Genomic DNA, 26113 nt, shown 5'->3' with positions numbered 1-26113 from the left:
TACATTCATTAATACCTCGAGTAGCGGCTCACGTTCAGCAGCACGCCGACAGCCATCAGCATCAGGGTCAATGAAGAGCCTCCGTAGCTCAGAAATGGGAGCGTGATGCCTGTTACCGGAATAAGTCCCGTTACTACACCGATATTAATCATGACTTGAATGGCAATCATTGAAATAATGCCGACTGCAACAAAGCTTCCGTACAGATCAGGCGCACCAAGCGCAATTCTGATCCCTCTCCACAGCAAAACGCTGAAGAGAAGCAAAATAAGCGTTCCCCCGATAAAACCAAGCTCCTCTGACAAGATGGCGAAAATAAAGTCTGTTTGAGGCTCAGGCAGATAAAAGAACTTCTGTCTGCTTTGTCCAAGTCCCATTCCGAACAATCCGCCGGGCCCTACTGCATAAAGCGATTGAATGATTTGAAAACCGCTTCCGAGCGGGTCTTCCCACGGATTTAAATAGGAGGTAATCCGCTTAATCCGATAAGGAGCCGATAGTACAAGTCCAACAAACCCGCTGAGGCCGATTAGTCCGAGAAAGACAAAATGGGCGATTCGCGCGCCGGCTACAAAAATCATGACAATGCAAGTTCCGACCATTACTGTCCCCGTTCCGAGATCAGGCTGGCACATGATAATCAAAAATGCTGAAAACACGATGCCAAGTGCCGGGACGAACCCCCGTCTGAACGATGTTATGTTTTTTTGTTTTTCAGAGAGAAATTTAGCTAGGAATGCAATCATCGCAAGCTTCATAAACTCTGAAGGCTGTATGCTGAATGCCCCGACTCCGATCCAGCTTCTTGAACCGTTCCGCACCATGCCGACGCCTGGTATCAAAACAAGCACCAGAAGAAAAAAACAGATAACCATCAGCAACTTGGACCATGTTCTCCAAGTCCAATAATCAACATTCATGATAAAAAACATGGCAATGACGCCGATTCCCGCAAACAGCAGCTGCCGTTTCGCGAAAAAGAATGAGTCGTCAAATTTATAATCCGCCCAAACAGCACTCGCACTGTACACCATAATTAATCCGATTGTTAATAATAATAACGTAATGATGACCAATAACAAATCAGGCGATGTTTTTTTAGTAGTCAAAGCAATCGACACCCCAAGCTTAAAGTCATTAGGGCTGTCGATTTACTTCAAGACAAGCCCTTACTTAAGCATATGCACGGCATCTATAAACATGTCACCGCGTTCTTCAAATGTTTTGAATTGATCCCAGCTCGCACACGCAGGTGACAGCAGGATGACATCTCCTTCATTTGAGAGCGCAAACGCCGCAGATACTGCTTGTTCAACATTATCGACACGTTTGACATGTTGTATTCCCATCTCATTGCCGAGCTTCTCGAGTTTCGGCGCTGTCTGGCCAAATGTAAGCACTGCTTTGACATGCTTCATATACGGTTTTAAGTCGTCGAAACCATTTCCGCGATCCAGTCCGCCCGCAAGCAGAATGACCGGTTTGTCAAAAGCTGAAAGCGCCTTGCTTGTCGCCAAAATGTTTGTTGCTTTACTGTCATTATAAAACTTGCGGTTTTTCACTGTTGTGACATATTGGAGACGGTGCTTCACGCCAGTAAAGCTTGTCAGCACCTTTTTGACTGCTTCGTTGGATACTCCTGCCGTTTTCACAACTGCAACGGCAGCTAGAATGTTTTCCAGGTTATGAGCGCCGGGCAGCACAACCTCTTCCAGAGGAAGAATGGCTTCGCCGTTGAACATAATCATACCGTCTTTTACATAAGCGCCCTTTTCAAGCGTTTTGCTGACTGAAAAAGGGACGATACCGGCTTTTCCAGCTTCAGCCAGACGCAAGACGGTTTCATCATCCTGGTTGACAATGGCTTTATCTGAGGCAGTCTGATGAAGGTACACTTTCTGTTTCGCTTTTTCATAGTTTTCTCGTGTATGGTGATAATCCAAATGAGCGTCGAACACGTTTAAAATCAGGCTGATTTCCGGTCTGAAAGCGTGTGTTCCCATCAGCTGAAACGATGACAGTTCAGTAACGATCCATTCATCCCCATCAGCATGATAGGCAACCTCACTTGCGACTGTGCCGATGTTTCCGGCAATCAGTGCTTTTTGCGAGTCAGCTTTGAGCATTTCATAAATCAGCGTTGTCGTGGTCGTTTTTCCGTTCGATCCGGTAATCCCGATAAACTTGGCGTTTGTCAGGTAGTAAGCGAGCTCAATTTCCGTCCAAACCGGGATGCCTCTTTTTTCCGCTTCCTGAACCATAATATTTTCATAAGGAATTCCCGGGTTTTTGATCAAAACCGTGATTTGATGCTGATCAAACAGAGAAACTGGATGCTCTCCGCAAACAACCTCGATTCCTTTTTCAGCAAGCTTTTGCGCTGGCTCGTTTTCTTCAAAAGGCTTTTGGTCGTTGACTGCAACATAAATGCCTTTGTCATGAAGAATGGATGCAGCCGCATACCCGCTTTTCGCGAGCCCAAGAATTAAAAAATGCTGATTCTGTAAAAATTGATCGTTTTCCACTTATAACCACACCTCGATGTAAATTCCTAAAACGGCAAGCAAAAGTCCTGCAGCCCAAAACGTCACGACTACTCTCCATTCAGACCAGCCGACAAGCTCATAATGGTGGTGAAGCGGACTCATTTTAAAGATTCGTTTACCTGTCGTTTTAAAGCTGATAACCTGCAGAATAACGGATAATGTCTCGATAACGAATACACCGCCGATGATAACCAGCAGGATCTCTAATTTCGTTAAAATGGCAATGGTAACGATAGCTCCTCCCAATGCAAGCGATCCCGTATCTCCCATAAAGACTTTGGCCGGATGAGCATTAAATACGAGGAAGCCCAGCACTGCACCGACAACGGCAACTGAGAAAATCGCTACGTCATATTGAGACTGATTCCATGCCAGGATGGCAAAAGCGCCAAAAGCAATCGCAGCTGTGCCGGATAACAAACCGTCAAGACCGTCAGTCAGGTTAACCGCATTTGATCCGCCGACAAGCATAAAGAGCACTAGGATAAAGTAAGCCCAGCCAAGATCAAATGATAAGTCAGTTCCAGGCACGCGAATGTCCGTCGCAAAATTGTAGTAATGGTACACGGCATAAAATACAACCGCAATGATAATTTGTCCGATCAGCTTTTGCTTTGATGTCAATCCAAGGTTGCGCTTCATGACGACCTTTATGTAATCATCTAAAAAGCCAAGCAAACCGTAACCGAGCGTAACAAACAGAAGCAACACCATTTCCGGGCTTATTTCCGAAAATTTCTGTGTCATAACAATTGTTGTCACAATAATAGAAAGTATGATCATGACCCCGCCCATTGTCGGCGTCCCTGATTTTTTCTGATGTGATTTCGGTCCTTCTTCTCTAATACTCTGGCCGAATTTTAATCTTCTTAAAAACGGTATAAGAATCGGAGAGAGCAGAACACTAATTAAAAACCCCATTAAAATTGTAAACAGAATGACTTGCTCAAGCATTGTCCTTTTCTCCTCCTGTTTCTTTCAAACGACATACGTAGTTATCATATTCATGATTTTTTTCCATATGAAAAATCTTTTCATGCTCCATTATTCAATAACATCTCTTTCCTATGAATTCGTCTTATTTTTATTGAGTTCGACAATGGCTCTCGCCGCCACTTCAGCATCATCAAAATCGAAAGTTTCGCTTCCAATCTGCTGATAGGTTTCATGCCCTTTTCCGGCAATGAGAACAACGTCGCCTTTTTTGGCATTGGCTATCGCGAAAAAGATGGCCTGCTCGCGGTTTGCAATGCTGTGGTAGTATTCGTTCTCTACTCCAGCTTCCATATCTCTTAAAATCGCTCGGGGATCTTCGCTTCTCGGATTATCTGAAGTGAAAATCGGTTCGTCAGCCAGCTCCACAGCGATTTTAGCCATTTTCGGGCGTTTCGTCTTATCTCTGTCTCCCCCGCAGCCGACAACAACAAAAAGCTTTCCTTCCGTCATGTCTCTGCAAGTCTTCAGCACATTTTCAAGGCTGTCCGGCGTGTGCGCGTAATCTACAATGACCGGAAACTCCTGCTGCTGATTAACCAATTCAAATCGGCCTCTTACGCCATGCAATTCTTCAACAGCTGCAGTGATCGTTTCAAACGGTATGCCTGCTGCGATACATGTTGCAACAGCTGCCAGCACGTTATACACGTTAAATTGTCCGACGAGCGACATCGTGATATGTTTAGTGCCTTTGCCTGTCACAAGATCAAAGCTTGTGCCCTGTGCAGTGATCGTGATGTTCTTCGCCATCACATCAGCGTTGTTTTTAATGCCGTATGTAGAGATATGCGCTGCAGTCACCTTTTCAAAATAAGCGCTCGCCTCATCGTCAGCATTCAGTACGGCACACTTTGGATGTTCATGATTGAAAGCCCCGCCAAGCTGAGAAAAGAGCAGGCTTTTTGCCTGTCGGTACTCATCCATCGTTTTATGATAGTCCAGATGGTCCTGCGTTAAATTTGTAAACACGGCAATATCATAATCACAGCCATGAACACGACCTAAAGACAAAGCATGAGAAGAAACTTCCATGATGGCAGTGTCAACTTGCTTGTCATTCATTTTCTTAAACGTTTTCTGCAGCGTGACGCTTTCCGGAGTCGTGTTTTTAACGGGAAGTGTTTCGTCACCGATTTTCATGTACATGGTGCCGATCAAGCCTGTGCGTTTTCCCGCTTTTTTCATAATCTCATCGACCATATGGGTCGTTGATGTTTTGCCGTTTGTGCCTGTGATCCCGATCAGCTGAAGCTTCTTTGTCGGCTGTCCGTAAAACGCATCAGACAAAACGCTTAGCGCACGCAGTGACCGCCGGACAATAATGACAGGCACATCCACATCGAGCTCTCTTTCTGCCACAATAGCCACTGCGCCGCTTTCTACTGCTTTTTGCGCAAAGTCATGACCATCCACCGTATACCCTTTTACACATACAAAAAGACTCCCTTTCTTTACTTCTCTGGAGTCCATCTCAATTGAAGTTATTTCAGGGTCTTGTGAGTCGTTTACAGAAGGTTCGGTTGTTAAGTATGTAAGCAGCTTTGTAAGTTTCATCGTATCAAACCTCTCAACATTCTAATTCGTTCTTTTATCATTGAAGTCACATCAAATAATGTGATAATGATTTTAAGCATACAGTTCATATTTTAGCGTAAATAAAAGGATACATCCAGCTAATCTTGAAAGATATCAGCATTTTTTCTGCAATAAAAGAATAGGCAGCCCGAATTAATCGGCTGCCTCCTTTTCATCTTCTTCAGTCAAATAAACGCGTATCTTTGAGCCCTCTTTTACTTTCGTTCCGGCAGCTGGCGATTGTTTAACGATTTTGCTTCCTTTTCCGGAAGCATCTACATTGAGATTCACCAAAAGTGACTCAAGATCTGAGACAGACATCCCTACAACATTCGGAACTTCTACTGTTTTTGTGTCGTTCCATTGGTATTTTTTCTCGATTTGATTTTTCCGAGGCTTCACACCAAGCTCCGGCAGGCTGTCTCTCATAATATTACCGACAATTGGCGCTGCAACCGTTCCGCCAAACTGAATCGTACCTTTCGGGTTATCCACCGCGACATAGACGACAAGACTCGGATCGTCAGCCGGCGCGAAACCGATAAATGATACAATATGGTTGTTTTCAAGGTATTTTCCATCTTTAACCTTTTGTGCAGTTCCCGTTTTTCCGCCGACACGATATCCTTCAACAAATGCGTTGCGGCCCGTGCCTTCTGCGACGACGCTCTCTAGTGCATAGCGGATTTGTTTTGATGTTTCCTCAGAAATGACTTGTTTCTTTGCGATTGGTGATTGTTTTTTAACCGTTTTTTTCGTTACAGGGTCGATCCATTCCTTTGCAATATAAGGCGTGTAGAGCGTTCCTCCGTTTACAGCGGCAGATACGGCTGCAACCTGCTGAATCGGCGTGACAGATACCCCCTGTCCGAAAGCCGTAGTCGCTTGTTCTACCGGACCTACTCTATCAAGCGGGAATAAGATTCCTGTTCCCTCGCCTTGAAGATCAATTCCCGTTTTTTGGCCGAAACCAAAGTCTTTGATATATTTGAAAAGCTTCTTCTTTCCTAGACGCTCGCCTAATTCAACAAACCCCGGGTTGCAGGAGTTCTGTACAACTTCTAGATACGTCTGCAGCCCGTGCCCGCCTCTTTTCCAGCACCGCAGTCTCGCTCCGTCCACTTCAGCATGCCCTTTATCAAAAAATTGATCACGTTTTAAATTCACTTTTTGCTCCTCTAGTGCTGCTGCAAGTGTAATAATTTTAAAGGTAGATCCCGGCTCATACGTGCTCCATACCGGCAGATTCCGATTGTAGACGGATGGATCGACAGATTGATAATCAGCCGGGTCAAAGTCAGGCCTGCTAGCCATTCCCAATATTTCTCCGTTTTTCGGATTCATAGCCACGGCAATCATACCGTCCGGATGATATTTGGCCTCAGCGTTATCAAGCTCTCTTTCCATTATCGTCTGAACCTTTGAATCAACTGTCAGCTTCATATCAAGCCCATCCTTAGGCGGCGTGTAGTCATCCGCTTCATCAGGCATTTTCTTCCCCTTGGCATCTGTATAAAACTTAACAGAACCTTTTTCCCCTTTTAGATCATCGTCGTAATAGGCTTCAAGTCCAAGGAGCCCTTGGTTGTCGATGCCTGCAAATCCAAGCACATGAGATAAAAAGCTGCCGAATGGGTAATGGCGGATACTGTCCTCCGCAACATACACTCCCTTTAAATCAAGCGCTTTGATTTCTTTCGCCTTTTCATTTGAAATCTTTCTCCCTTCAGGAGTGATCTTTTCGATTGACGCTTTTTTTGTCACATGCTTATATACTTTTTCCTCTGACATGTTTAAAACCGCCGCAAGCTGCTTGCTCGTTTTCATCGGATTCTGAACTTGGCGCGGCACGACGAATACGGTCGGCGCACTTTTGTTTGTTGCGAGTTTCACACCGTTCCGATCCAGAATCTCGCCTCTCTCCGGTTCAAACGGCAAGTTCCTGCTCCAGGAATCTTTCGCCAGCGAAGTCAGTTTCTCGCCCATCACAAACTGAACATACCCCAGCCTTGTATCAATGATCAGAAACACGATCACGCCAAAAAGCAAAACAAATAATAAACGTTTTCTAACCGTTACATTCGAGACGCGCAAGAGACCGTTCACTCCTTATTTAGGCTTGTTTCATTTTATGTCTGTAATTGGACAGGTAGAACGATGCTCCTCTGAAGGTATAAAAAAAGAAAGCCTGCATAAAGGGGAGAATCCCCGGCAAGCTTTCTTTCTTTTTAATCAGGGTTTTTAAACTTAACCTTGATTACGGTTTTGTCTTTTATTTCTTTGTCCTTCTTGACACTTTGGCTGACAGCGTAGCCTTGGCCGCTTACTTCAATATGAATTCCCGCCAGCTCGCCGTACTGAAGAACCTCTCTTCTCGACCAGCCTGTCATATCTGGCATTTTGATTTTGCCGCCCGTTTTCAGAAAGACCTTCTGATTGGTGAGAACTTCCTCATCAGCTATCGGATATTGTTCTTTTACAGCGACATCACTGCCGATGACAATCGGTGTGAGATTCTCTTCTTTTGCTTTCTTTTGAGCAGCAGTTACCGTATGATCTGTTAAATCAGGCATGGTCTGCGCTTTTGTTTCTTCCTTATCTGAATTAGATTTCACAGTTGGTTCGATGTTCAGGTAGTGCAAGCTGTTTTTCATTGTTGGGTTGAAGATTTCTGATACTGGATTTGAGCCCGTTTCATCATTCTCTAATTGCGGCTGCTGTACTGCAACATAGATCAACAGCTCAGGGTCATCTTTAGGCGCCATCCCCATTACAGAAAATACGTAATTATCGCGGCCAGACAGATAACCGTTTTGTCCGGCAATTTGTGCTGTTCCAGTTTTAACAGCCACATCAAAACCTTCAATTTTATAAGGCCGTCCAGTACCGATATCAGATGTTACAACATCACCTAAAATATTACGAACCTCTTTAGCGGTGTCTGCAGAGATTGGCGTACCAACTGACTGAGGTTTATTTTGGTAAATGGTTTTCTTCGTATCAGGATCAACAATATGGTCTATGACGTAAGGTTGCATCATTTTACCGTCATTTGCTATTGCAGTCGCAGCCTGCAGCTGTTGAATTGGTGTAACAGCAGAGGCTTGACCATATGCAGTCGACGCTTTATCAAATTCATATTTAAAGTTAATTTTACTTGATACTTCATTCGGCAAGTCAATACCCGTTTTTTGATAGAAATTGAATTTATGAAGATATTCATTTAGACGGGTATAGCCTAGCTTTTCATTAGCCAGTTTGGCAAAAGCCACATTAGAAGACCTCACTACACCATCATGGTATGTTGTTGGCCCCCAGCCTACCCCTTCATTATGGTCTCTTACTATTCCTCCGCCTACTTTGTATGTTCCGGACTTGTACTTTTCATTGCCGTTATACACATTCTCCTGTATCGCAGCAGCAAGTGTAAAAATCTTCATCGTTGATCCAGGTTCATACGCATATGAAATTAAATCATTATAGTAGTTCGTCACATCGCGTGTGTTCGGGTCAAAGCTTGGACGCTGTCCCATGGCAAGCACTTTGCCCGTTTTCGGATCGACGACTGCGGCCATGATTTTTTTCGGATTATACTTTTTTGCCACTTTTGTCATGCTGTCTTCCAAAAAGGTTTGAATTTTCTGGTCAATGGTTAAATAAACATTGTCCCCATTTTTTGGTGCTGTAATTTTATTTTTGCTGTTCGGGAGCTCCCAGCCGGATTTGTCACTTTCATATGTCACATATCCGTCCCGCTCCTTCAAATACTTATCCAGCACTTTTTCTAATCCCATCGCGCCGGAAATTTCATTTGTTTTTTGATCAACCTCGGCATAGCCGATTAAATTGGATGCAAAAACGCCGTTTGGATAGTAGCGTTTTGTATCCCGTAAAAATGAAATGCCCGGGAGGTTCAGCTTTTCGATTTTTTGCTTTTGCGAATACGTAATATCACGGCCCGCTGAGCCAAATTCAACTTGTTTCGCACCCTCCTTATTTAAGATATCAAGGATATCAGCCTTATCCATTTTTATCACTTTAGATAGCGCTTCTGCCGTTTTTTCTTTGTTTTGGACATGCTGAGGATGCTTAACATCAGTCGTCATTTTTTTATCGAGGATGGCAATCAGCTTATACGTCGCTGTGTCCTCTGCAATCACTTTTCCGTTTCGGTCTAAAATCGAGCCGCGGCTTGCTTCGATGGTCCGTTTCTTTTCATGCTGCTCTGTCGCTTTTGTCGCAAGCACTTCACCGTCCGCTTTTCCGGTTATTTGAATATATGCCATTCTACCCAGGATGACAAAGAAAAAGAGAGCGAAACAAATACTTAGAATCGCTGCTCCCCTATTCATAAATTTATTCTTTTTTGGCATTTGAATCATTCCTGTATGTTTTTCACTTTTTTATCTTTTAAATCCAAGCCGTTCTTTTTCGCAATGTCCATAATGCGCTGCGGTTTGCTTAAGTCAGCAACATTTTTTTCGAGGTCACCAATTTGCTTGTTTTCGGCTGAAATTTGCTCCTCAAGTTTTTGCACCTCAATATTGGTTTGATATGCCGCATACGCTTTCGATACAATCAAAAGCGATACGCTAAGCACCGCCGCAGCAAAGAGGACAAGGAGCACTTTTTCTCCGAGAGTAATGGAAGCCCTTTTTTTGACAATCACTTTTTTCTCAGGACTGACCGCATGCCGCTGCTGTTTCTCTGGTTGGTAAGCTAAATTGCTCATAGGCTGATGACCTCCTTTTAATTTTGCTTTCGCGTTTCGTTATTTTCTTTTTTCGGCAATCCGAAGCTTCGCAGAACGGGCCCGGTTGTTTTCTTCAAGCTCTTCTTGAGATGCCGTAATCGGTTTTCGTGTGATGAGCTTCAGCTCCGGTTCAAACTCTTCCGGTATGACAGGAAGACCCGGAGGAAGTTCCGGAAGTGACGACTTTTCTTTAAAAGTGGATTTGCAAATTCTGTCTTCAAGCGAGTGGAAGGTAATGACTGATACCCTTCCCCCTGGCTTCAGAACCTCAATTGCCTGCTCCAAAGCCTCTTCAAACACCTTAAGTTCATCGTTCACAGCAATTCTGATTGCCTGAAACACGCGTTTAGCAGGATGTCCTCCGCTCCTTCTCGCTGGAGCGGGAATCGCGTCTTTTATTAGATCGACCAGTTGGCCCGTAGTTTGAATAGGAGATTTGATTCTTGCCTCCTCAATTTTTCTGGCGATCTGTTTACTGAACTTCTCTTCGCCGTATTTAAAGAAGATACGGACAAGATCCTCATAGCGCCACTCATTAACGACTTCTTTCGCCGTAAGTGTGGCCGACTGGTCCATCCTCATGTCCAACGGTGCGTCATGATGATAACTGAATCCGCGTTCCGGTGTATCCAGCTGCGGAGAAGACACCCCTAAATCAAATAAAATACCGTCTACTTCTGTAATGCCACGTTCATTCAAACATTCTTTTAAATACCTGAAATTGCTTTTAATCAGAATGAGCTGCCCTTTATAATCGGACAACGCTTCTTTCGCATGCTGTAATGCCGTATCGTCTTGGTCAAAAGCGATTAAACGCCCCTTCTCGGATAACTGCTGCAATAAATATGTACTGTGCCCAGCTCCGCCGAGTGTGCAGTCTACATATGTACCGTCCGGTTTAATATTGAGCCCGTCTACGGTTTCACGAAGAAGTACTGTCTTGTGTTGAAACATAATGTGTTGGTCCCACCTTTTATCAGGATGAATTGTAATTGTTTTTAGAGTGTTATACACGAAGAATCATTATATATCAAACCCAATCATGTTTTCAGCAATTTCAGCAAATGAATCTTCTTGCTCTTCTGTGTATTGTTCCCAAATTACTTTACTCCACAATTCAATTCGATTAGAAACCCCGATAACAACACATTCTTTTTCCAGTTTGGCGTAATTCAATAGAGAAGATGCGATATTTACCCTGCCTTGCTTGTCCAGTTCGCATTCGGTCGCCCCTGAAAAGAAGAAACGGGTAAATGCACGGGCATCTTTTTTTGTGAGAGGAAGGGCTTTTAGTTTTTCTTCAATTTGTTTCCACTCGTGCATAGGGTAGCCGAAGAGACATTGATCAAGCCCTCTTGTCAGCACAAACTGCTCACCGAGACCTTCTCTGAATTTAGCGGGTACGATCATGCGGCCTTTTGCATCGATTGTATGCTGATATTCACCCATAAACATGATCTCTTGCCCCACTTTCTCTCCTTAACTCACCACTATCCACCACTTCTCTCCACAACTTCATTTTACACTGTTTACCCATAAAAAAAAACCCTGAACTATTCAGGGTTCTTTAAAACTTTATTTCAAAGTTTGACAACTTGATGTTGATTTTGAAAAGAAAATGGCAGATTCTTGAATGATGTGAAGAATTTTGGACCGTACCTGTTTAAATAATACATAATATTCCAAACTCGTTCTTGGGGTGCAAGCAGCGGTTTAATGCTATTTTGGATTCTCTCATAATCCTTCAGGACGTAGCCTTCTTTTTCTTCAATTCGCTTCGTCACAGTACGCTCTAAGAATTGAAGCTGATCCTGAATAAAAGCGGCATTCTTCAAGAGTAAAGGTTCCATGCTTTGATCAACCTTTAACGCCTCCAGCCTGACTGTTTTATGAATCGCTTCAATTTGGGTTTTCGCCTGATCCATCACTGCGGTAAACTCTTCCGGAATCTGGCGCTCAAAGTATGTCTCTCTTTGATTCTCAGTTCCGCGTTCAATCGCGTCTTGTAATGAGATATTCCGTTCAACCAGTTTTTTCTCAATATGCCTTTCAAGTATCGTAATGTTCAGCCTCGGCATAACAGGAGGCATTTTAAAGCCCATCACCGCAAAGGCCCGTTTGAGCTCACCCCAATAGTTGATTTCTCCTGGCCCTGCAATAAATGCTAATGTCGGAATGAGGTATTCCTGCATTAAGGGCCTCGTCACAACATTATTGCTGAAGCGCTCGGGATGTTCTTCCATATGTGTATAAAGTTCATCCATCGTCCATCCGAGATCAAGCTCTTTGATGACAAAACGGCCGTTATCTTTTTCAATTAAAAAACGTTCTTCTTCATATTCATAAAACAGATTCGCCTGCTCTTTTCCGGACTCGATAATCGGTTTGTAGCCTGCTTTACGCATGAAGGCCTGCTGATCTGAAACCGCGCGGGCGAGTTCATCATTTTCCCGAAGAATCTTTCGGAACATGGCCGTTTCCAGCTTTTTAATCCCCGGATCTCCAGAATTCAATAAAACTAAACCTTCCTCTTGGAACAGATCCGCGATTAACAGTTCAAAGAAGTCAGTGAACGTACCAGATTCCCTTAAACATCGTTTTACATTGTCGAGAAGTGCATTCGTGTGGTCAGTTTCCTCAAAAGCGGCAAATACATCATCTATCCACGCGGCACATTTTTCTTGATCAAGCGATGTGCTCGCTGCCGAAGACTTCTTCCAGTAAGACTGAGGCAGCTTTTTTTTCACAGGCCCACTCTCTTCTGACGTATGGACAAAATTAATCTCATCCAAATCATGGTCTTCTCCGGCCACCCAGAAGATCGGTATGACAGGCACCTGCAGTTGCTTTTCTTGTTCCTTTGCTAACACAATGATTGAAATGATTTTATGTATCGTGTAAAGCGGTCCTGTTAAAAGTCCGGCCTGCTGTCCGCCGACAACAGCGGCACTTGTCGGGTCCTTCAGCTTCTCAATAGCAGACTGCATGGCATTTGAACCGAATTTGTTATGGTAAGAGGATAAGTACGCCGCCAATTCCTCTCTTGCGAAAAAACGGGAGGATAAGTCTTTCAGTCTTTCGCGCCACATGTCAGTATTATGAATGCTGTAATCAAAAAAAGAAGACATTTCTTCTTTGCCATCTATATAGTGCTGTACAAACACATTCTGATTTTTGATGGAAAGTTCAGTTAGCTGCATCTTCTAGAACTTCCTTTCTCCAATAAATAGTTAGTTATCCGAAATGAGTATAGCATGTTATAGAAAAAGCTCAAAAGACTTTGTTTGTATTTCGCTCCAAAGCTTTTATGCCACCGTATAAAAACTCCAGGTGGACGGCATCAAGGCTGTGAAGGCTTGCTTCCTTCAATAAATATCCGATAATGGCGTCAGCTTCTGTCTGTCTGCCTTCGATGACGTCAACAAGCATTGAAGAGCGATTTTCTTTCGTTTGCCCGCACACGGCCCGCACCCGCTCCCAAGCCTCTGCTTCGTCCTCAAGCCTTAAAATAAGGCAAGCCTCTTGAAAAACCAGCTTCATAAAAGCCAGATAAGCTGGCGTTGCCAGCAGTTCTCCATTTTTCACCCGCAATAAAGCGGTTAACGGATTGATACAAGCATTTACAATCAGCTTGCCCGTCAGCAGACGGTACCAATCCGTCTCATAACGAATTGGAAAGTCCGAGTGATTATGCTGAAGCAAGGTGTTCAACCGCTCTGGTTCTGCATCGTCGAACGCGCTCCATTTTATCGCACCTAAGCCTGTATGATCAACAGCTGTATCTGATTTTCTTACAGCTCCGTGTTCAACGATTCCAACATAAATGGAATGGCCTACGCGCCAGTCTTTTAGGTCGTGGATATGCCCCATGCCGTTTTGCAAAAATAATATGTTCGTTCTCCCGATCCGTTCAAGCAACGGATAAACAGACTGAAGCTGATGCTGCTTCACTGTCACGACAAGAAGATCAAAATCCGACTTGATACTCGTGTCCGCACTGCAATCAGCGCTGAATTCTTCTCCGCCTTTATAAAGCCGGATCCCTTCAGACTGAATGGCCGCAGCCTGTTCTTTCCGCCTTGTCACAACAGTCACCTCGTGATGAAGTGACAAATAATAGGCGCATAAAAGACCGACGGAACCTCCGCCGATAATTCCAATTTTCATGATGTCACACCCAATTTAGCATTTACGTATTATCATAGCAGAAGAACGAAGAAATTACTTCTCAAAGATTCCGTGTGCTTAAAATTAAAGTTTAAATATTTGGATTTTTTAAATAAAGCGTTTACAATATATGTAGAAACAACAAAGGGGGAGATTGGTTTGGTAAAGGTAGAACGTCTGCTAATCAACTATAAAACACTTGAAGAATTCAAGAAATTCAAAGAATACGGCATTCAGGAGCTTTCAATGCTTGAAGATCTTCAGGATAATATTATTGAAAATGACAGCACCTCACCTTTTTACGGTATTTATTTTGGGGATAAACTTGTAGCGCGAATGAGTCTATATCAAGTTAACGGCAAATCGAATCCTTATTTCGACAACCGCCAGGATTATTTAGAACTGTGGAAGCTTGAGGTTCTTCCAGGCTACCAGAACAGGGGATACGGGACAGCGTTGGTTGAATTCGCTAAATCATTCAAAATGCCGATTCGGACAAATCCGCGAATGAAATCAGCAGAGTTTTGGAATAAAATGAATTTTGAAACTGTTAAATACGATATGGCGCGGGACAAAGGGGAAAACCCGCTCATCTGGCACCCTGATATGGATCATGAGATGACACCGGGAGAGTCTGCATAGAAATAAAACAACCGGCCTATTTTTACTCTAGGGCCGGTTCATTTCAAGCGTTTCATTACGTTTCTTGAGCCGCTTTTTTCATTCTTCCATCTTCTTTTGAAACAACCATTTTTCTGGCCCGATCCATGATATCGATCAGTGCCTTGTAATCCTCTTCTGTCATCTCTAGCTGGTTCCTCAATGTTTGATTTTCACTCCGTAAATCCTCAAGCTCGTTTTGCAGCGATTGGATTTGCTCCTTCAATTTTTCCCTTTCGAGCTGAAATTCTTGTGCAGACGGCGCTTCTTTGAATTGTTCAAGAAATTGAATGACATCCTGTATGGACAAATCTCGTTTTCCTTCTGACGCTGCCGCGGCAGTCTGCTTAACGGAATTCGGCATATTAACCGAATGTACGCCGATTTGTTTTCTCAGTTCTTTCCTCTGCTTTTTCGCAAGCTCTATACCTGACTGGTATTGTTTTCTCACATACGAGTTCCACCTGAAACCACAGGCTGCCGCGGTTCTGGTAAGCGCCCTTCCAACCTCCTCAAAGGCGGAAAGCTGTGTTCCTCCCTCTCGAATATGACGAAGCACCACTTCTGCCAGCAGCAAATCCTCATCCTGAGTCCAAGCATCTTGTCTTGTAATGGTCAAATTCAATCTCCCTCCATGTCAGCTTATTTATCTCATACATATGCCGGTAATAGATTAGATAGACTATTTGCACTCACAAATTTTCCGCAAGCTGACAGGAAGAGAAAAAGAAAAAGCGCAGGGCTTTCACCCTGCGCTTTTCTTATTAGTTACTTTTTACATTTATGTCTTTGCCGTTGTATGATCCGCATGCTTTGCATACACGGTGAGACAATTTCATCTCTCCGCATGACGGACATTCTGTCATACCAGGTACATTAAGTTTGAAATGTGTACGGCGCAATCTTTTCTTCATTTTAGAAGTTCTTCTAAAAGGTACAGCCATTATTCCCACCTCCTTAAAGAGTTAAGATTCATCATCTTGTTTTAAGAGCTTTTCAAGGGCTGCGAGTCTCGGATCAACTTGCTTCTTCTTGTCTTCCTCCGAAATGACTTGCCAGTCCTTTCCTTCTTGAGGAGCAGCTCCTTTTTCTTGTTCAGATTCACAAAAGATTTGCATAGGGATTTCTAAAAGAATTTCTTCTTTCACGATCGGAGTTAAGTCGACAGTATCGTCCTCAACAATGTGAACGTCATCATCTTCTATATCATCCGTCTGATGAAATATAAACAGTTCTTTTGTTGAAATTTCAAATGGATACGGAACATCAACGAGTGTTCTTGAGCATAGCAAAATCATTTCGCCTGAAATTGCAAAATCAAACGAAACCTGTTTGGATTTGATATCCGCTCTGCCCTTCACCCGAACGGGAGAAATGCGGCGAATGTCAGAATTCAGCTTTGTCAGCTCATTTAACTCAACTGTTTCATCAAACTCAAAACTTTGTTTTGGCATTTGATGCAGCTGATAAATCGTCCATTTCATTTGTATCACCTCATGAAAGCAACAAACATGATTATAGCTTTTAAGATTGTTTTTGTCAATATTTTTTCTTTACAGCATAATGCTGCCATTCAAGTATCATTGACAGCGGAATAGGCGATGCATACACTTAAAATAAAAATAAGACGTAAAAGTTTTCATTTGCAAATGTACCATACGTTTTTAAACATAGCAAGAAAGGCGGAAAAAATATGAAAGCTGTCGGATTGGTGGTTGAATATAATCCCTTTCATAACGGTCACCTTTATCATGCCCAAACAGCAAAGCGGCAAACCGGTTGCGACACGGCTGTCGCGGTAATGAGCGGACATTTTTTACAGCGCGGAGAACCGGCTGTAGTATCAAAATGGGCCCGAACAAAAATGGCGCTGCAAAGCGGAGTCGATCTTGTCATTGAGCTGCCATATCTTTATGCGGTGCAAAAAGCGGAGATTTTTGCACGCGGCAGTGTTTCCATCCTGAACAAACTTGGATGCGAGGCGCTGTTTTTCGGTAGTGAAAATGGCGATATTGGGCCTTTTTTAGAAACAGCAAAGCTTATTGATGAGCATAAACATACATTTGATCAGCGTATTAAAGAAGAACTTAAAAAGGGTGTCAGTTATCCAGCCGCGGCAGCTATCGCCTACAGCTCCATTTTACATACCGAAAGTACACTTGATTTATCAAAACCAAATAACATTCTGGGATACCATTATGTGACTTCCATTCTTTCCGGGGGATATCCGATGAAACCTTGTACCACAGCGCGCATCTCCTCGGACTATCATGATGCCGACCTTCCTGGAGGCGAAAACCATATCGCAAGCGCCACGAGCATCAGAAAAGCAATGGTTGAACAGAATCTTGAAGCCTGCCTTCGTTTTCTCCCTGCTGTATCTGCACGTGAATTAGCATATTACCACAAATCTTTTGGACTGTGGCATACACCTGAAAGCTATTTTTCTTATTTAAAATACAGCCTATCAACTGTAACAGCACAGGAATTACAGCAAGTATACGAGGTGGAGGAGGGCTTAGAGCACAGAATTCTCCGTTCGATCAGAAAAGCCAGCTCCTACCAGGAATTTATGGAGCTGCTGAAAACAAAACGTTATACGTGGACAAGGATCCAGCGGATGAACACGCACATTCTAACCAGAACGAATAAACAAGATATGCACAAGCTGCTTAACGACGAAAAGGTGCCTTATATCAGGCTTCTCGGCATGACGAAAAAAGGACAGGCTTATTTATCGGAAAAGAAAAAAGTGCTGTCTGTACCGCTTGTAAGCAAATTGTCCTCTTTCTCCCATTCAGCTCTCGATCTGGATATAAAAGCAAGCAGAATCTACAGCCTGCCGATAGAAGAACCGCTGAGAACTGAGTTTGACCTGCAGGAATACGGACATGCACCAATTCGATATGACGAGGATGAACAACGTTTTTTAAATATATAGAAAAAGCACCTGAATATCAGGTGCTTTTTGCTTTCAGCTTATTCAAATAATCAATCGCATCCTGCATCGTATCAACAGGCACAATCTTCATATCTGAATCAATATCTTTTGCTGTTTTTACAGCATTTTTATAATCGGAATTATTGGCGCCGTTTTGATTTGGCGCAAAGAAAATGTCTTTTCCGGCTTTGTCTGCGGCAACGACTTTTTGATCTATGCCGCCGATCGGGCCTACTGTTCCGTCAACATCAATTGTACCTGTTCCCGCAATATCGTAGCCTTTTGTTTCGTCTGGTTTTGTCAGCTGATTATAGATTTCAAGAGACATCATTAACCCTGCTGACGGGCCGCCGATATTTTCAATTTCAAAATCAATATCAGGCTCCACTTTGACGTTTCTGTCCGTATAGAGCGAAACTCCGATTCCTGCCCGATCCGGCTCATCAGGGAATTGTTTTAACGTAAGAGTGACACGCTTTTCTTTTTCTTCTCTTTCGATTTTTAACGCGACTTTATCTCCCGCTTTTTTGCTGCTGATATAATCAATCAGCTTTTCAGCAGACTGATAGTTTTTTCCGTCTGCACTGATGATTTTATCACCGACTTCTATTTTCCCTTTCGCAGGCATGTTTTCTACAACTGAGCTAGCGTATATGCCGTTAAACGAATAGCTAACTTTTTTTCCTGCCTTTTGATAGGCGGCTATAACCGCGTTTTCTTGCGAGCTTTGCATCATTTGGAGCTGCCTTTTCATATACTCCTTATCTGATTCACCTTCTTCCTTGATGCTCTCATCAGGAACAATTTCATAATAAGGGTGCATCTTTGCCCACACATATGTAAACGGATTAGCCGGCCCCACTTTGACAGTCATTAAGGACAGGCTCCCTGTTTCCGGGTAGCCTCCCTCCACTTTTATCAGTGAAGCAAGCTCTGTCGCTTCTCCCGGTTTTGTAATATAGTATGGAAGTTTTATAAATGATAAAACGGCAATCAGAATGAGGATGACAAGCATCCAGCTAAAATGTTTTTTACGCAGCAAATTATGAGCCCTCCCAATTCTCTATTTCTTTTCTTATCTTGCTGATCATGCGGTTTGTCGCCTCCTCGCCTGCCGATATCATTGCTTCAATATTGGCAAACGAGCTTGAGCTGTATGTTTCAAGAGAAGGGCGAATCATGATATCTGCGGCGATCGTTTGATGTCGCACCAATTCATTTTGCAGTATATCCATACTTTGCATAATCACATCAAAAATATGCGCCGCCGTTTCAGTTTTTCGAACCCTGGAGACATCCGATGCGATGATGATATCAGCCCCCATGTCTTTTACAACCGAAACCGGAATTCGATCGACAACCGCGCCGTCTACAAGAAGCCGTCCGTCCAGCTTCTGCGGAATAAAAATACCCGGTATGCTGATGCTGGCCCGCACCGCATCTGACACTGAGCCTTTGCGAAACACAATCTTTTCTCCCGTCTGTAAATCACACGCCACAATGCCCAGCGGGATTTGAAGCTCTTCGATCGGTTTTCCGAATGTATAAGCATGCACAAGCTGCCTGACGCGGTCACCTTTTAAAAAACCAAGCCTGGGCACCGTATAATCAGCATAAAGCCGCCGTTTAAAGGCTTTGGCGACTTTTTTCATGGTTGCCACATCATGGCCGGCTGCATAGAAACTGCCCACCAAAGCGCCCATGCTGCTCCCCGCAATCATATCTACTTCAATTTGGTGCTTATGTAAACTGGAAAGTACACCGAGATGAGCAATCCCTCTGGCCCCTCCCGATCCTAACGCTAACCCGATTTTAGGTTTGGCCAACGCGTTAACCTCCTGCCTGAATTCCCTGTATACCGAATTCTATGGTCTAAACTGAACCCCTATGCTCGTATATTAGTACAAAGAATCAAGAGGACAGGTACTGCTTGGCCGTTTCGTGTCATACATTATTTTATCATGATATATATGTCATTGGGCATTTTTAGCATCGGGGAGGTAAGAATGAACTTGTCGAAGATTAACACACTTTTGATTGCTTCGTTTTTTCTTTTTTTAACAGCGACTGTCATCTCACATCCGCAGGCCTCATTCGAAGCCTCTAAAACCGGGCTTTCTATGTGGTGGGAGGTTGTGTTTCCGTCATTGCTGCCATTTTTTATTCTGTCAGAACTTCTAATCGGTTTTGGCATTGTGCGGTTTGTCGGTGTTTTGCTTGAGCCTTTTATGCGGCCGATCTTTCGCGTGCCCGGTGTCGGCGGCTTCGTTCTTGCTATGGGAATGGCATCAGGAAACCCAGCGGGAGCAAAACTCACTGCCCGTCTGCGGCAGGAAAAACAAATTTCAAGAGTAGAAGCAGAACGGCTTGCGTCGTTTACCAATTCTTCAAACCCGCTCTTTATCTTCGGCGCTGTTGCCGTCGGTTTCTTCCAAAACGCGTCATTGGGCATTTTATTGGCTTCTGCACACTATTTGGGGAATCTGGCTGTAGGTTTAACGATGCGTTCCTACGGCCGCAAGGAAGAGCAGCATCTCAGAGGGAAGAAAACAATACCTTTTCCTTCGATTAAAGATGCTCTACACGCTCTGCATACCGCCAGACTTGCGGAAAAACGGCCCCTGGGTAAAATTTTAGGCGACGCCGTGACCTCTTCTGTTCAAACGCTTCTTATGGTCGGCGGATTTATTATTTTATTTTCTGTCTTTAACCGGCTGTTGTCCGTCGTGCAGCTGACTGATATTCTGTCTATTTTCACAAAAGGTGTACTGGCCTTGTTTCAGCTGCCGGCTCAATTGGACATTCCCCTTTTATCAGGGATGTTTGAAATCACATTAGGAAGCAAGCTTGTCAGTGAGACAGATGTTTCTCTTCTGCAAAAAGCCATTGTCGTCAGCTTTATTCTCGGGTTTAGCGGCTTTTCTGTTCAAGCTCAGGTGGCAGGTATTTTATCGGAAACCGATATCAGATTTAAACCATTCTTTATCGCACGTTTGCTGCAGGGCGTTTATGCCGCCGTTTTCGTCATGCTTTTATGGAAACCGCTTTATACGGCATGGCATGATCCGTATCAGTATGTATTCAAATCTCTTAATATCAGCGAGATGCCAACTGCATTTATAAACGGCTGGAATCTGCTTGTGCAGATTGGACCTGCTGTCACATTATGCGCGCTGTTTACGTACATTATCATTTTTTCTTACAGACTGACAAACGGAACAAAAAAAGGATGAGTCAAAACCCTCATCCTTGTCTGAATTTTTGCTGAAGCGCCAGCTCTACTTCCGGCGGCACAAACTCTGATACCGATCCATTGTATCTTGCCACTTCTTTTACGATGCTTGAACTTAAAAACGAATATTGGTTATTTGTCATCATAAAAAACGTCTCAATGGATTCATCAAGCACACGGTTTACGGATGTCCCCTGCATCTCGTATTCAAAATCAGATACCGCTCTCAAGCCTCTTAAAATCGCTTTCGCATTTTTTCTTTTTGCATAATCAATTAACAGTCCTTGCGACGTTTCAACTGTTATGTTCGGAATGTCTTTTGTCACTTCTCTCAGAAGCTCACACCGTTCTTCCACACTAAACAAAGGCTTTTTTGAAGAATTATTCAGCACACATACATACACTTGTTCAAAAATATGCGCCCCGCGTCTGATGATGTCCAGATGCCCGTAGGTCACCGGATCAAAACTGCCGGGACAGACAGCTATACTCGCCACATCACTACCCCCTCTTTTTATAAATCGCCACACCTGTAAGTCCATAGGTTTCTTTTCTTGTCATCACAAGGTCTCCTACGGTTTCGGGAAGCTCGACCTCTCTGTCATGCTCAGCAACGATAAAGCCATCTTCTTCCAGCATATGATATTCATCAATCATAGTTAAAAGCGCTTTTAGTTTTTGTTCCTTATACGGCGGATCAAGAAAAATGCCGCGAAAGCCTGTTTCTCTTTTTGCAGCAGCATGCAAAGCCCGTTCCGCATCATTCCGGTATACCTGGGCATTTTTTGTAAGCTCCAGCGTTTTCAAATTTGATTTTACCGTTTGAATCGCTTTAAAATCACGGTCAACGAATATACAATGCTCAAACCCGCGTGAAAGCGCTTCGATTCCAAGGCCCCCGCTCCCCGCGAATAAGTCAAGTCCCCTGCCCCCGTCAAAATAAGGGCCGATCATATTGAAAATGGATTCCTTCACTTTGTCGGTTGTCGGTCTTGTTGATGTTCCCGGCACAGCCTTCAGTGAACGGCCTTTTTTTGATCCAGAAATTACTCTCATGTTCCACACCACTTTTTCTAAAAGCTATTTTGTTTCTTTGTTCGGCCGGACGCCGCTATGTACATCGAAAAAAAATCAATCCTATCTTAACATAAAGCATTCTTTCAAACAATGAACGCTAATCTTAATAAACAGGTGTATAGGCAGAATGATCCTTGTCCATACTATTAGCAACAGCATCTAGAGGATGTTGTTGCCAACCGCGGAGAAGACTTACGTTTCCCCATAAGTTCTTCCTCCGGTTTCTCCTCTCCCTTTGCCTTCTCCTTAACATGTTAAGGAATAGAAGGACCCCGCAGAAGCCTGCGGGGATTTTTTTATACAGCTATATGCCGATTTTATAATCGTATTCTTTTGCTTTATCAAGCTTTGACTCGAATTCCAATTTTAAAAACGGTTTATAAGAAGGCTCCACTTTTTTCACAAAAGAGTAAGACGCAATCTTGTCCATCGTTTTTTCAATATGGTCCATATCGCAATACAGCACGACATATTTCAAACGTTTTGATACATAGTGCACATTTCCGAACTTCCTCAGCATTTTGCTTTGCTTTAGGGAATGCAGATACACTATCATGCCCTGGCGCCTATTCTCCAATACAATCACCTGCCTGATTTCTCTTATATGTAAAAGACGAGACGGCCAGTCTCGTCAGGACACTTTGCATCCGCAGCTTCCGCCTGAACCGCAGCCGCCTCCGCATGAAGACAAACCGTCAAAATAAGGGTTCCCAGTCGGAACTTTCACATGCTCAGAAACAGCTGTCCCAATCTCGACGCTAACCTCATCAAGAATAGACTGGAGCTCATTTTCAGCTCTCTTGAAGTCAGCCACCTTATCGTTCAGGTCCAGCTCCCGCTTGATCTCCCTCATTTTCCGGGATATTTCTCTATAGTCAGGATGATATTTGCCAAAACGCTGTACATCCTCATACTGCTCTTTTATTTTGATAAAAGAACGAATAATCCGCCCTGCCTCTTCATCTTCTTGGAGACGCTTGTAACAATTGCGGTAGTTCTCAGCCGTCTCCGACTGCAGAATCATCTCGGCAAGCTGCTGAGCTTCACTTTGAAGCCGCACGGATTCCATCGTCGCATACATAACATGCACCTCCAGTTGTTAGTTTACCATGAAACCAGCCAATTGGAAAATGCTTAGCCGAAGCCTGAAAAACAATCTCCCTATAACAGCATGAAAAAAGACCCTCTATCGGGCCTTTTAATCTTTTGTCCGCATCGCTTGAAACATTTGCATCATCATTTGCGCCATTTGGATCCCGTTCGTAAATTGGTTCACCCGGTGCGGTATGGTTTTTTCATAAAAGTTCATCATCTCAAGCTGAAAGGCGGACAGATCATCCGGTTTTCTCGAAAGCCTGCGATACCATATCGGCTGTTCTCTGATGAATCGTTTCCGTTCTTCGTTTGCTGAAATAAATTCCTGAACCTCTTTGCGCATATGAGCTCCCCTTTTTTAATCCTTTCGAAAAGAAAAAGGATGCTGTCCAGAGCCTGGCTGAGATTGCTTATGGCCGCTCCCGGAAAATGTATTAAGAAGATTTTGCAACGATGAGATCGACTGGCTCATTTTATTGATTTGTTCGTTCATTTGATTGACATCCATCTTTTTCACCGCTGTCACCATTTTAGAGACAAAATCGTTTTTTTGCTCTGTTTCAGGCACAGCTTCCGCAGCCTCTTCCGGTTCCCGATACGGATCCCAAATCGGGTCGTTCTCCCCGAAGAGGACCCAATTCTCATATACGTCCTGCCAGCTTCTTTGTTCTTTGCGCACTTCTTTTATCAGCTTGGGATGCTTTTTGACGAATTGTTTAAAGTCATTGATTGAATGATTGGCATGTTGATTCGCCACAATCCTCACCCCCTCCGAAAATCGTACCTACTACAATGTATCGTTTTGTGAGGCATTGTGTTCGCCTATATTCATTCACGAATGAGAATTTTTAGCTTTTTCCGTCACTCGTGAAAAGCCTTATTGAAGGAATGGGAATCGGCCTCCCCTATTACTATCAGCACATGTATTCAAACCATCAAACTTTTGCAAAATTAGAAAAGCCGCGGAACCATTCGTCCGCAGCTTTACATTACCATCGCTTAATAAAATTTTGGGTGTAATATTTTCGGTCTACTCCGACCCCGAGATGCGTATAATCTGAATTCAGGAGCGCTTTTCGATGCCCTTCGCTATTCAGCCAGCCTTCTACAGCAGCCGGACCGTCTACATAATTGTATGCAATATTTTCTCCCGCTTGCTGAAAGTCAACATCCCCTTCTTCTAAGCGGTCTTTCAGCGTGCCGTATTTTTTAGAGACATGGGAGAAATAATTATTTTCCTTCATATCCTGGCTATGCCCAAAGGCAACTTCCGCCGTCGGCTGATCCCACTCAAGCTTCGCAAGCCCATGTTTGACGCGTATGACGTTCGTCAAATCAAGTATTTGCTTTTCGCTCGTCGTTTGGATCTTTTTCCACTTATCATCTGAAACAGCTTCCGGTTTCATTAACTCACCACGGTACACAACCTCATAAGGTCTTTGCTTTACAAAGGTTTGTGCATCAAACGCCCTGATGCTGGATAGTTTCCCCTCAAATTTGTCCATATACAGCTGGACATACATCTTTCCTACCTTAACAGTCGGCCTGGTATTGATATCCTCTTCAGAAAACTCAAACCGATAGGAATTTCCTTTATAATCTACATTCACAAACGGTGCCACCTGGGTCGTCTTGAATACTTCTCCCGTTGATTCACCAATTTTGAAAGGCTTTGCGTTAATATCATTCCCAGTAGCAAATAATGTGACCACTTTATGGTTTAATACCCCGATTTGGACATACTGGTCCTTTCCTTGATTGTATACCCACCAGTCGTAATCATAAGCTGAAGGGTCAATGCGTTCTGGTTCCCCAAGCTTTTTCGTTACATGATCGGAGGACTTGCCCATAAAGGACAATAATCCAGAAGTCGGCATATGTATTCGTTTGCCGCTTTGCGCTTCCTCGTTAGACACTTGAGGCTCGCTATCATTTGATTTTTGTTCAGGAACAGATCCATATTGAATAAACAGAACATAAGTTCCGCAGATAATCAAGAGGATAACAATTGCTCTCAATATATTTTTCAATCTATCACCCCCGTGGCGAATTACATTGTCTTGCCTTACATCTCATTACAATACAGCCTATTTAACATGTCAAAGATTTATGTGTTAATGAAAAAAGCCTTCTTCTCTATTATCACCTTCGGAAATATCCGATAAGGCGCTGCCGGCACGTTCATTCGTTTGTTCAGATAAAGAAAGGTCACCAAGCGTGACAATTCCAGTCAACTTTTTGTTTTTTGTAACAGGTATCCTTCTGAGCTGATGGGATGCCATCAAATGAAGAACCTCATCGACTGAAGCATCTTCCTCTACACTGACAGGTTTTTCGGTCATCGCGTCAGTGATTTTTTGCGAGTTTGGTTTTTTTATGGCGATTCCTCTTAACACGAGATCACGGTCGGTCACGATGCCGACCAGTGTTTCTCCATCCTCATCAACTACCGGAATTGCACCTACATTCGCGTCTTTCATCTTTACCGCAGCTTCATATACATTATCTAATACCGTGCAATATTGCAAGTCGGCTGTCATCAGATCTTTTATTTTTGTCATCCGTATAACCTCCTTTAGTCTAGTGCTATTGTCGTCAAAATTTAATTTTTGCATACTTGCAAAAGAAGAAGATTCATTGAAAGTTTAACGCTTTCATACTATGATTGTCAGGAAAGGTAATTTCTATAAGGAGGGGTCAGTGTTGAAGTTTACTGAAAGCGGACTTGAAGGGGTAAAGGCTGAGCTCAGCTGGCTAGACGACTTGATGGAAAGCAAAGGTCTCGTCAGAGCGGGGCAATGGGATTACGAAAGAGTCACCTATGACAAGAAGTTTTCGACGATTGAGGGTACGTTTTACCTGCGGATACAAGGCATTGCGACAGAGGGCGATGTTGGAAGCGGCCGCGCCGTGATTCAATTAATGTCCCCTCTCTTAGGCAAGCATTACTACCCTCACGGAGTAGAATATGGAGAAACTGAAGAGTTTCCCGTACAGGTTGTGACAAAAAGCAAGGCACTGATTCAGGACATATCCGACATGCTAAAAACAGTTCAAATGTAATGAAAAGG

28 protein-coding genes and 1 pseudogene are annotated in these 26113 nt (G+C 43.5%); 5 read left to right on the top strand and 24 right to left on the bottom strand.

Annotation, left to right across the window (positions count from 1 at the left end; translation table 11 throughout):
• Positions 1-8 precede the first annotated feature (8 nt).
• The 11 genes from spoVE to M0696_RS08235 form a co-directional block, all read right to left on the bottom strand.
• Positions 9-1109, bottom strand: a complete 1101-nt coding sequence (gene spoVE, locus M0696_RS08285; RefSeq protein WP_003244810.1) for a stage V sporulation protein E — start codon at positions 1107-1109, stop codon at positions 9-11.
• A 60-nt stretch (positions 1110-1169) separates the two neighbouring features.
• Positions 1170-2525 carry a UDP-N-acetylmuramoyl-L-alanine--D-glutamate ligase gene (gene murD / locus M0696_RS08280; protein ID WP_222142782.1) on the bottom strand — a complete coding sequence of 452 codons (1356 nt, stop codon included), beginning with the start codon at positions 2523-2525 and terminating at the stop codon, positions 1170-1172.
• The gene (gene mraY, locus M0696_RS08275) at positions 2526-3500 is read right to left on the bottom strand and encodes a phospho-N-acetylmuramoyl-pentapeptide-transferase (RefSeq protein WP_003238695.1); all 975 of its coding nucleotides are present in this window, start codon (positions 3498-3500) and stop codon (positions 2526-2528) included.
• Positions 3501-3611: 111 nt separating this feature from the next.
• On the bottom strand, positions 3612-5096 hold the full coding sequence (locus M0696_RS08270; protein WP_248602683.1) for a UDP-N-acetylmuramoyl-L-alanyl-D-glutamate--2,6-diaminopimelate ligase: 1485 nt from the start codon (positions 5094-5096) through the stop codon (positions 3612-3614).
• A gap of 174 nt (positions 5097-5270) precedes the next feature.
• Positions 5271-7211, bottom strand: coding sequence for a stage V sporulation protein D (locus tag M0696_RS08265; RefSeq protein ID WP_166853174.1), 1941 nt, complete (start codon positions 7209-7211; stop codon positions 5271-5273).
• Between the two features lie 134 nt (positions 7212-7345).
• Positions 7346-9490: a penicillin-binding protein 2B gene (gene pbpB, locus M0696_RS08260; protein ID WP_487046756.1), complete on the bottom strand. Its 2145-nt coding sequence runs from the start codon at positions 9488-9490 to the stop codon at positions 7346-7348.
• A 5-nt stretch (positions 9491-9495) separates the two neighbouring features.
• Entirely contained in the window at positions 9496-9849 is a 354-nt protein-coding gene (ftsL, locus tag M0696_RS08255) for a cell division protein FtsL (protein WP_166853178.1), read from the bottom strand.
• 39 nt (positions 9850-9888) lie between these two features.
• Positions 9889-10824 (bottom strand): 16S rRNA (cytosine(1402)-N(4))-methyltransferase RsmH, encoded by a 936-nt coding sequence (gene rsmH / locus M0696_RS08250; RefSeq protein WP_166853180.1) that lies wholly within the window; start codon positions 10822-10824, stop codon positions 9889-9891.
• 69 nt (positions 10825-10893) lie between these two features.
• Positions 10894-11325: a division/cell wall cluster transcriptional repressor MraZ gene (mraZ, locus tag M0696_RS08245; protein ID WP_003221402.1), complete on the bottom strand. Its 432-nt coding sequence runs from the start codon at positions 11323-11325 to the stop codon at positions 10894-10896.
• Between the two features lie 125 nt (positions 11326-11450).
• Positions 11451-13070: a bacillithiol biosynthesis cysteine-adding enzyme BshC gene (gene bshC / locus M0696_RS08240; protein WP_248602681.1), complete on the bottom strand. Its 1620-nt coding sequence runs from the start codon at positions 13068-13070 to the stop codon at positions 11451-11453.
• Positions 13071-13140: 70 nt separating this feature from the next.
• Positions 13141-14037 carry a 2-dehydropantoate 2-reductase gene (locus M0696_RS08235; protein WP_166853184.1) on the bottom strand — a complete coding sequence of 299 codons (897 nt, stop codon included), beginning with the start codon at positions 14035-14037 and terminating at the stop codon, positions 13141-13143.
• A gap of 159 nt (positions 14038-14196) precedes the next feature.
• Here M0696_RS08235 and M0696_RS08230 point away from each other — a divergent pair, with 159 nt between their 5' ends.
• Positions 14197-14679 carry an N-acetyltransferase gene (locus M0696_RS08230; protein ID WP_014113703.1) on the top strand — a complete coding sequence of 161 codons (483 nt, stop codon included), beginning with the start codon at positions 14197-14199 and terminating at the stop codon, positions 14677-14679.
• A 55-nt stretch (positions 14680-14734) separates the two neighbouring features.
• Here the strand turns inward: M0696_RS08230 and gerR are convergent, their stop codons facing one another.
• From gerR to M0696_RS08215, 3 genes are all read right to left on the bottom strand, one after another.
• Complete coding sequence (gene gerR, locus M0696_RS08225; RefSeq protein WP_079287714.1) at positions 14735-15316, bottom strand: sporulation-specific transcriptional regulator GerR; 582 nt, start codon at positions 15314-15316, stop codon at positions 14735-14737.
• 145 nt (positions 15317-15461) lie between these two features.
• Positions 15462-15641 (bottom strand): 50S ribosomal protein L32, encoded by a 180-nt coding sequence (gene rpmF / locus M0696_RS08220; RefSeq protein ID WP_003154457.1) that lies wholly within the window; start codon positions 15639-15641, stop codon positions 15462-15464.
• A 21-nt stretch (positions 15642-15662) separates the two neighbouring features.
• A complete protein-coding gene (locus M0696_RS08215; protein ID WP_248602680.1) occupies positions 15663-16181 on the bottom strand; it encodes a YceD family protein in 519 nt (172 codons plus the stop codon).
• A gap of 27 nt (positions 16182-16208) precedes the next feature.
• Between M0696_RS08215 and M0696_RS08210 the strand changes: the two are divergent.
• Positions 16209-16394, top strand: a pseudogene (locus M0696_RS08210) (hypothetical protein).
• Positions 16391-17638 carry a nucleotidyltransferase gene (locus tag M0696_RS08205; RefSeq protein ID WP_248602679.1) on the top strand — a complete coding sequence of 416 codons (1248 nt, stop codon included), beginning with the start codon at positions 16391-16393 and terminating at the stop codon, positions 17636-17638. Before M0696_RS08210 ends, M0696_RS08205 begins: the two are co-directional and overlap by 4 nt.
• A 16-nt stretch (positions 17639-17654) precedes the next feature.
• Here the strand turns inward: M0696_RS08205 and ddcP are convergent, their stop codons facing one another.
• Both ddcP and M0696_RS08195 read right to left on the bottom strand, forming a co-directional pair.
• The gene (gene ddcP, locus M0696_RS08200; RefSeq protein WP_019714317.1) at positions 17655-18680 is read right to left on the bottom strand and encodes a protease DdcP; all 1026 of its coding nucleotides are present in this window, start codon (positions 18678-18680) and stop codon (positions 17655-17657) included.
• Position 18681: 1 nt separating this feature from the next.
• A complete protein-coding gene (locus M0696_RS08195) occupies positions 18682-19464 on the bottom strand; it encodes a patatin family protein (protein WP_166853190.1) in 783 nt (260 codons plus the stop codon).
• Positions 19465-19644: 180 nt separating this feature from the next.
• Here M0696_RS08195 and spoVV point away from each other — a divergent pair, with 180 nt between their 5' ends.
• Positions 19645-20871, top strand: a complete 1227-nt coding sequence (gene spoVV, locus M0696_RS08190) for a dipicolinic acid transporter SpoVV (protein ID WP_166853191.1) — start codon at positions 19645-19647, stop codon at positions 20869-20871.
• A 10-nt stretch (positions 20872-20881) separates the two neighbouring features.
• Here spoVV and coaD read toward each other — a convergent pair whose 3' ends face one another.
• From coaD to M0696_RS08150, 8 genes are all read right to left on the bottom strand, one after another.
• Positions 20882-21367, bottom strand: coding sequence for a pantetheine-phosphate adenylyltransferase (coaD, locus tag M0696_RS08185; protein WP_003238727.1), 486 nt, complete (start codon positions 21365-21367; stop codon positions 20882-20884).
• A 4-nt stretch (positions 21368-21371) separates the two neighbouring features.
• Positions 21372-21926, bottom strand: coding sequence for a 16S rRNA (guanine(966)-N(2))-methyltransferase RsmD (rsmD, locus tag M0696_RS08180; protein WP_222142777.1), 555 nt, complete (start codon positions 21924-21926; stop codon positions 21372-21374).
• 325 nt (positions 21927-22251) lie between these two features.
• A complete protein-coding gene (locus tag M0696_RS08175) occupies positions 22252-22524 on the bottom strand; it encodes a YlbG family protein (protein WP_166853196.1) in 273 nt (90 codons plus the stop codon).
• Positions 22525-22578: 54 nt separating this feature from the next.
• A complete protein-coding gene (ricF, locus tag M0696_RS08170) occupies positions 22579-23028 on the bottom strand; it encodes a regulatory iron-sulfur-containing complex subunit RicF (RefSeq protein WP_003221370.1) in 450 nt (149 codons plus the stop codon).
• A 117-nt stretch (positions 23029-23145) separates the two neighbouring features.
• Positions 23146-23385 carry a YlbE-like family protein gene (locus M0696_RS08165; protein ID WP_166853198.1) on the bottom strand — a complete coding sequence of 80 codons (240 nt, stop codon included), beginning with the start codon at positions 23383-23385 and terminating at the stop codon, positions 23146-23148.
• Between the two features lie 15 nt (positions 23386-23400).
• The gene (gene ylbD, locus M0696_RS08160) at positions 23401-23799 is read right to left on the bottom strand and encodes a YlbD family protein (protein ID WP_222142776.1); all 399 of its coding nucleotides are present in this window, start codon (positions 23797-23799) and stop codon (positions 23401-23403) included.
• Positions 23800-24031: 232 nt separating this feature from the next.
• On the bottom strand, positions 24032-25072 hold the full coding sequence (locus M0696_RS08155; RefSeq protein WP_166853202.1) for a CAP domain-containing protein: 1041 nt from the start codon (positions 25070-25072) through the stop codon (positions 24032-24034).
• Between the two features lie 84 nt (positions 25073-25156).
• The gene (locus tag M0696_RS08150; RefSeq protein ID WP_003221362.1) at positions 25157-25603 is read right to left on the bottom strand and encodes a CBS domain-containing protein; all 447 of its coding nucleotides are present in this window, start codon (positions 25601-25603) and stop codon (positions 25157-25159) included.
• Between the two features lie 139 nt (positions 25604-25742).
• Between M0696_RS08150 and M0696_RS08145 the strand changes: the two genes are divergently transcribed.
• A complete protein-coding gene (locus tag M0696_RS08145) occupies positions 25743-26105 on the top strand; it encodes a YugN family protein (protein WP_166853204.1) in 363 nt (120 codons plus the stop codon).
• Positions 26106-26113 lie beyond the last annotated feature (8 nt).

It is taken from the genome of Bacillus rugosus (assembly GCF_023238245.1).
GTDB lineage: Bacteria > Bacillota > Bacilli > Bacillales > Bacillaceae > Bacillus > Bacillus rugosus.
The sequence above is the reverse complement of the archived record's forward strand: the minus strand, read 5'-3'. Positions and strand labels throughout refer to the sequence as shown.

Coding starts and splice junctions, on each gene's coding strand:
- mraY (WP_003238695.1), bottom strand. CDS start 3,500: ATGCTTGAGCAAGTCATTCTGTTTACAATTTTAATGGGGTTTTTAATT.
- M0696_RS08270 (WP_248602683.1), bottom strand. CDS start 5,096: ATGAAACTTACAAAGCTGCTTACATACTTAACAACCGAACCTTCTGTA.
- pbpB (WP_487046756.1), bottom strand. CDS start 9,490: ATGCCAAAAAAGAATAAATTTATGAATAGGGGAGCAGCGATTCTAAGT.
- ftsL (WP_166853178.1), bottom strand. CDS start 9,849: ATGAGCAATTTAGCTTACCAACCAGAGAAACAGCAGCGGCATGCGGTC.
- rsmH (WP_166853180.1), bottom strand. CDS start 10,824: ATGTTTCAACACAAGACAGTACTTCTTCGTGAAACCGTAGACGGGCTC.
- mraZ (WP_003221402.1), bottom strand. CDS start 11,325: ATGTTTATGGGTGAATATCAGCATACAATCGATGCAAAAGGCCGCATG.
- bshC (WP_248602681.1), bottom strand. CDS start 13,070: ATGCAGCTAACTGAACTTTCCATCAAAAATCAGAATGTGTTTGTACAG.
- M0696_RS08235 (WP_166853184.1), bottom strand. CDS start 14,037: ATGAAAATTGGAATTATCGGCGGAGGTTCCGTCGGTCTTTTATGCGCC.
- rpmF (WP_003154457.1), bottom strand. CDS start 15,641: ATGGCTGTACCTTTTAGAAGAACTTCTAAAATGAAGAAAAGATTGCGC.
- M0696_RS08215 (WP_248602680.1), bottom strand. CDS start 16,181: ATGAAATGGACGATTTATCAGCTGCATCAAATGCCAAAACAAAGTTTT.
- M0696_RS08205 (WP_248602679.1), top strand. CDS start 16,391: ATGAAAGCTGTCGGATTGGTGGTTGAATATAATCCCTTTCATAACGGT.
- spoVV (WP_166853191.1), top strand. CDS start 19,645: ATGAACTTGTCGAAGATTAACACACTTTTGATTGCTTCGTTTTTTCTT.
- rsmD (WP_222142777.1), bottom strand. CDS start 21,926: ATGAGAGTAATTTCTGGATCAAAAAAAGGCCGTTCACTGAAGGCTGTG.
- ricF (WP_003221370.1), bottom strand. CDS start 23,028: ATGTATGCGACGATGGAATCCGTGCGGCTTCAAAGTGAAGCTCAGCAG.
- M0696_RS08165 (WP_166853198.1), bottom strand. CDS start 23,385: ATGCGCAAAGAGGTTCAGGAATTTATTTCAGCAAACGAAGAACGGAAA.
- M0696_RS08150 (WP_003221362.1), bottom strand. CDS start 25,603: ATGACAAAAATAAAAGATCTGATGACAGCCGACTTGCAATATTGCACG.